This window comes from uncultured Amaricoccus sp. (assembly GCF_937891315.1).
GTDB lineage: Bacteria > Pseudomonadota > Alphaproteobacteria > Rhodobacterales > Rhodobacteraceae > Amaricoccus.
The window spans coordinates 1-5,061 of record NZ_CALAGI010000065.1; the positions used below are offsets into that span (position 1 = coordinate 1).

General features: G+C 66.6%; 3 protein-coding genes and 1 tRNA gene. 1 reads left to right on the top strand and 3 read right to left on the bottom strand.

Annotated features, from left to right (window positions below):
• On the bottom strand, positions 1–1,094 hold a 1,094-nt coding region (locus tag Q0480_RS05780), incomplete at its 3' end, for an AAA family ATPase (RefSeq protein ID WP_299131435.1).
• A 500-nt stretch (positions 1,095–1,594) separates the two neighbouring features.
• Between Q0480_RS05780 and Q0480_RS05785 the strand changes: the two genes are divergently transcribed.
• The gene (locus tag Q0480_RS05785) at positions 1,595–2,092 is read left to right on the top strand and encodes a very short patch repair endonuclease (protein ID WP_299131436.1); all 498 of its coding nucleotides are present in this window, start codon (positions 1,595–1,597) and stop codon (positions 2,090–2,092) included.
• 301 nt (positions 2,093–2,393) lie between these two features.
• Here Q0480_RS05785 and Q0480_RS05790 read toward each other — a convergent pair.
• Both Q0480_RS05790 and hrpB read right to left on the bottom strand, forming a co-directional pair.
• Positions 2,394–2,483: transfer RNA gene (locus Q0480_RS05790), tRNA-Ser, on the bottom strand.
• A gap of 69 nt (positions 2,484–2,552) precedes the next feature.
• Positions 2,553–5,042: an ATP-dependent helicase HrpB gene (gene hrpB, locus Q0480_RS05795; protein ID WP_299131437.1), complete on the bottom strand. Its 2,490-nt coding sequence runs from the start codon at positions 5,040–5,042 to the stop codon at positions 2,553–2,555.
• Positions 5,043–5,061 lie beyond the last annotated feature (19 nt).

Genomic DNA, 5,061 nt, shown 5'->3' on the forward strand with positions numbered 1-5,061 from the left:
GTGAGAACGATCAAATTTGGTGCGATTTGCGTTTCAGACTGAGAAATGGAAAGAGTAAATTTCCGGCCTCGGTGTTCAATGTAAGTAAGCAACTCGCCAAGTACGGAGTGGGCGTTCGCCCTGGTAAATTCCTCGATCACCAAGACATACTCTCTTCCGGGGTCCTCCAACGCCTTTTCATTAATTTTTCGAAGGGTCTTTGGGCGAAGCTGAAAGCCCTGTCCATCAGCTCTCGGAACAAACCCTTCAACGAAATCCTCGTATGAAGTACTATCGTGGAATTGGATCTCCATGCTTCTCGACGGATCTCCATCAGTAATTTGATCGGCAACAATTCTCGCCAGACGAGTTTTCCCCGTCCCTGGTATACCTGAGAGCGCTATGATTTTCCGAACGCCGTGCACCCTTACTGCCGTCAACACCTCTTTCACTAAATTAATGTCAGCCGACGCCAAGGGCGGGCGTTCCGCGGCCTCAACTGGCGACATCAAGTAGGAAATGTAGCTCGATCGATTAGACCAAGCGTCGCGCGGGACTTCAGGAACGGCTTCATCGAGTAAACTATCAAAGATTGCGGCATTCTCGTTGGTCAGCGTACGAAAGCCATCGGAAGCCGCTTCCGAGGGGATCAACACTCCGCCCAAGCCGGCTCGGTTGAACCAAGGTGTTATGTGCCGTGGATCGTTGGTAAGAGCGTTCTGGCCCAGCTCCTTGAGCTCCAACTCGTTAGAGTAGCCCATCGGAAATCTCTTTCGAAATTCTGAAGTCCGCGAGATGGCGTTTTCGAGCTCTTGTTCGTTGTGTATGTGACCGAGAACGCGGTTGATGTCCTGCCAGTGAAGCCTGTTGTCGAGTTGCCGAAAGGCCTTCCAAATGGCCCGAAGTGGACGCAGGTCTGATCCAGCCGGCACGCCGGAAGCCGGATTGCCACTTCGGTCGGGCTTCGCTAGGAGGACGCGGTTTGCAACCATCGCACCCAGTCGAGCAATCTTATGATTTGCTCCCTCTAAGGACGCGGCTACGTCGTCTAGGCCGTCGATAACTGCGCGACCAAAGCGGGTGGCTTGGACAGTGCCATCTTCGTCAACCGTCAACAGCCCCATTTCTTCGAACGCAGTCTTCCATGTCCGGAGCCTTTGCTCTGAGATCTCAGCGTTTGGATTTTGACCCCCAGTGGTCCTGGTGGAAAAACGATCTATTGCCGCCCTAAGCGCAGCACGGGTACTCTCGTAGTTGCGCTCCCGAAAGTTGGTTCCATCTGCGGACAGTATTGCCCACAGATAGTGAGGTGCGGTCACGCCGGGTATTGAGAGGTCAACGTCTGGGCTCTCGTGGTTTGAAATCGGCCAGCTCATTTCTGCGTAGCCTCTTGCACCAGCCGCGAGATAAACGAACATTCTTCGGAAATATGAGATTCTCCATTGGGGAGGCCGGAGTTTAAAACGGGTTTGAGTTCCATTAGTCTTGATTCCCCTTATCTATTTCCGTCTGGAGCACCGCGTCTGCCGAAAACACGGCTACACATCGCGTTGTTCTTCGGTCGGGTTTGCTCTAGGTTCGCAACACAAGGTAAGACCGCACGGAACTCTAAGCAATGACCGACGTGTTCGATCCGCAGACGCGGTCTAGGATCATGGCGAGCGTTAAGCAAAAGGACACCGCTCCCGAGATCGCCATTCGCAGTGCGCTTCACAAGAAGGGCTTCCGCTACCGTCTTCACTCAAAAAAGGTCTATGGAAGGCCCGACCTGGCCCTTCCCATGCACCGCGCCGTCATCTTCGTTCACGGCTGCTTCTGGCATCGGCATCATGGATGCCGCTACGCCTCTACACCGTCGACTCGCGCGGACTTCTGGCAGGCAAAGTTCGAGGCGAACGTTGCTCGGGACAGCGCCGTTCGTGGAGTGCTGCTTGCGGCGGGTTGGCGCGTGGCGACGATCTGGGAGTGTGCCCTGCGAAAGCCCGAACAGGCCTCCCTAGCCACCGAGCGTCTTTCAGCATGGCTACTGACTGAAACTGACACGTTCGAGCTCGGCGAAGTCGACGTCTCGGCATCCACAAGTGAAGGCGACGATGTCGGCTCTTCCAGCTGATTGATCCAGCCCGGCCGGGCTATGATGCGCCTCTTGAATGTTCGATCCGAGTTCCTTCTTGCGAAAGCCACTGGCGTCGGAGTGTTTAGCCCATATATCCGCATTGCCTATGTTTTTCAGAGGCTTGCAAGCTATTCACCAAATCCGCGCAGTCATCAGGTCCGGAGAATATCGGCCCTGAGAGAGCGCTTTCGGGCCACCTGGCGAGGACGTCAGTGCTCAGCCCCTCCCGCATAACCCTCGAAAACAACGGAAAAATCCGGCCGCAGCCAGATCGGGAGAACGCTTTCGCGAGGGCAAGTGGCGGAGAGACAGGGATTCGAACCCTGGGTGGGGTCACCCCCACAACGGTTTTCGAGACCGCCCCGTTCGACCGCTCCGGCATCTCTCCGCGAATGGCGCTACGCATAGGATGGTCGCGTGGTGGACGCAAGAGGGGATTGGCCGGTCAGGTCCCGAGTCACGTCCCCCGCGGTTTCGCGCGCCGGGTCGGTTCGGCCGCCGCCGGATCCTCGGGCCAGGGATGGCGGGGATAGCGGCCGCGGAGGTCGCGGCGCACGTCGGCGTAGGACCGCGCCCAGAAGCCGGGGAGGTCGGACGTGGTCTGGACCGGATGCTGACCCGGCGAGAGCAGCTCGATCACGAGCGGCACGGCGTCGGGGCCCAGGGTCGGATGCCGGGTCAGGCCGAACATCTCCTGCAACCGTACGGAGACCGACGGCGCGGCGCCGGAATAGTCGACGGCCAGGCGGGTGCCGGTCGGGGCGAGGATCTCGGCCGGGGCGAGGCGGTCGAGCATCGCCCGCGCCGCGCGGTCGAGCCGGGCCTCCAGCGCCGCCCGGAGGTCGAGCGCGGCCAGGTCCTCGGCTCGGGTCATGCCGGCCAACCACGGCGTCAGCCAGGTCTCGATCGTCGCGAGGAGGCCGGCGCCGGAGAAATCCGGCAGGTCCACGCCGCGCGCGCGGAGCCATTCCACACGGGCGGCGAGGCGGCGCGCGGCGGGTGTCCAGGGCAGGGCGTCGAGCCCGAGCTGACGGACGCCTTCGCCGAGCGCGGCGGCGACGCGGTCGGGTGGCGCGTCGGGCCAGGGCCGGTCCTCGAGCACCAGCGCGCCGAAGCTCAGGCGCCGGCGGGCTACCACGGCGCGGTCGCGGCGCGACCAGGCGCAGATCTCCTCGCGGGTCAGGCGGCCGGCGTGGAGCGCGCGGATTTCGGTCTCGGCGACGGCGAGCGCGCGGCGGACGCGGGCTTCGCGCGGGTCGCCGTCGAGGTCGGCCGCGACCAGCATCGGCGCGGCGGCGAGCCTGTCCATCTCGGGCAGGGCGACGCCCTTGCCGCCGGAGAGGAGATAGCGCGGCGCGGGGCCGGGCCGCCGCTGGGCGACGCGGTCGGGATAGGCGAGGGAGAGCACACCGCCCGGGCTCGCGCCGCCGCCGGAACCATCGCCGCGGGGCAGGGCGGCGCGCAACCGGCGGATCTCGACGCGCAGGGCCTCGATCGCGGCGCGGTCGAGGTCCACCGGATGCTCGGCCGCGACCCGGGCCGGATCGCGCAGGGCGGCGAGGCGGAGCCCGAGATCGGTCGGCGCGGGGCCGCCCTGGCCGCGCAGCGGATCCCGCGCCTCCAGCAGCGCGGCGAGGTCGCAGGCGAGCGCCCCGACCCCGAGCCGTTGCCCCTCGATCGTCATGTGCCCGAGCCGGGGATGCAGCGGCAGCCGGGCGAGGCCGCGGCCGTGGGCGGTGATCCGGCCAGCGGCGTCGAGCGCGCCGAGATCGGCCAGCAAGGCCCGCGCCCCGGCGAAGGCCGCCGCCGGCGGCGGGGTGAGGAACGACAGCGCCCCGGGTTCGGCGCCCCAGAGCGCGAGTTCGAGCGCGAGGCCGGTCAGGTCGGCGATGGCGATCTCGGGCGGGGCGAAGGCGTCGAAAGCGCCTTCCTCGCCGCGGGTCCAGAGCCGGTAGCACCAGCCCGGCGCCACCCGCCCGGCACGCCCGCGGCGCTGCTCGGCTTCGGCGCGGCTGACACGCTCGGTGACGAGCCGCGTCATGCCGGAGCCGGGATCGTAGCGCGGGCGGCGGGCGCGACCCGCGTCCACCACCACCCGCACATCGGGAATGGTGAGCGAGGTCTCGGCGATCGCCGTGGCGAGCACCAGCTTGCGCCCGGCGGCCAGCGGCGCGAGCGCCTCGCGCTGGCGGGCGAACGGCAGGCCACCATGCAACGGCTGGATCCGGACCTCCGGCCCGAGCCGCGGCGCGAGCAGTCCGGCGGCGCGGGCGATCTCGGCCTGACCGGGGAGGAACAGGAGCACGCCGCCCTCGGTCTCGTCGAGCGCGCGGAGCGCGAGTTCGGCCGCCGCCGTTTCCAGCCGCGCGCGCGGGCCCGCCCAGGGCCGGTCCAGCCAGCGCGTTTCCACGGGGAAGGCGCGGCCCTCGGCGGTCAGCACCGGCGCCCCGATCAGCGCGGCGACGGGGCCTGCGTCGAGCGTCGCCGACATGACGATCAGCGCCAGGTCGGGGCGCAGCGCGGCGCGGGCCTCGAGGATCAGCGCGAGGCCGAGATCGGCCTGCAGGGCGCGTTCGTGGAACTCGTCGAAGATCACGCAGCCGACGCCGGGCAGGTCGGGCTCGGACTGCAGCATGCGCGTCAGGATGCCCTCGGTCACCACCTCGATCCGCGCGCCGGGCACGGTCTCGCCGCGCACCCGATAGCCGACCCGGCCGCCCGGCGTCTCGCCGAGCGCCGCCGCCAGCCGCTCGGCGGTGGCCCTGGCCGCGACCCGGCGCGGCTCCAGCATCAGGATCCGGCCGGCGACGAGTTCCTGCTCAAGGAGATAGATCGGGACGCGCGTCGATTTGCCGGCGCCGGGCGGGGCTTGCAGCACGACGCAGCCGCCGGCGCCGAGCGCCGCGCCGACCGCGCCGAGGATCGGCTCGATCGGCAACATGGTCATCGGCCCGACGCTCGCGGGC

Coding starts and splice junctions, on each gene's coding strand:
- Q0480_RS05785 (WP_299131436.1), top strand. CDS start 1,595: ATGACCGACGTGTTCGATCCGCAGACGCGGTCTAGGATCATGGCGAGC.
- hrpB (WP_299131437.1), bottom strand. CDS start 5,042: ATGACCATGTTGCCGATCGAGCCGATCCTCGGCGCGGTCGGCGCGGCG.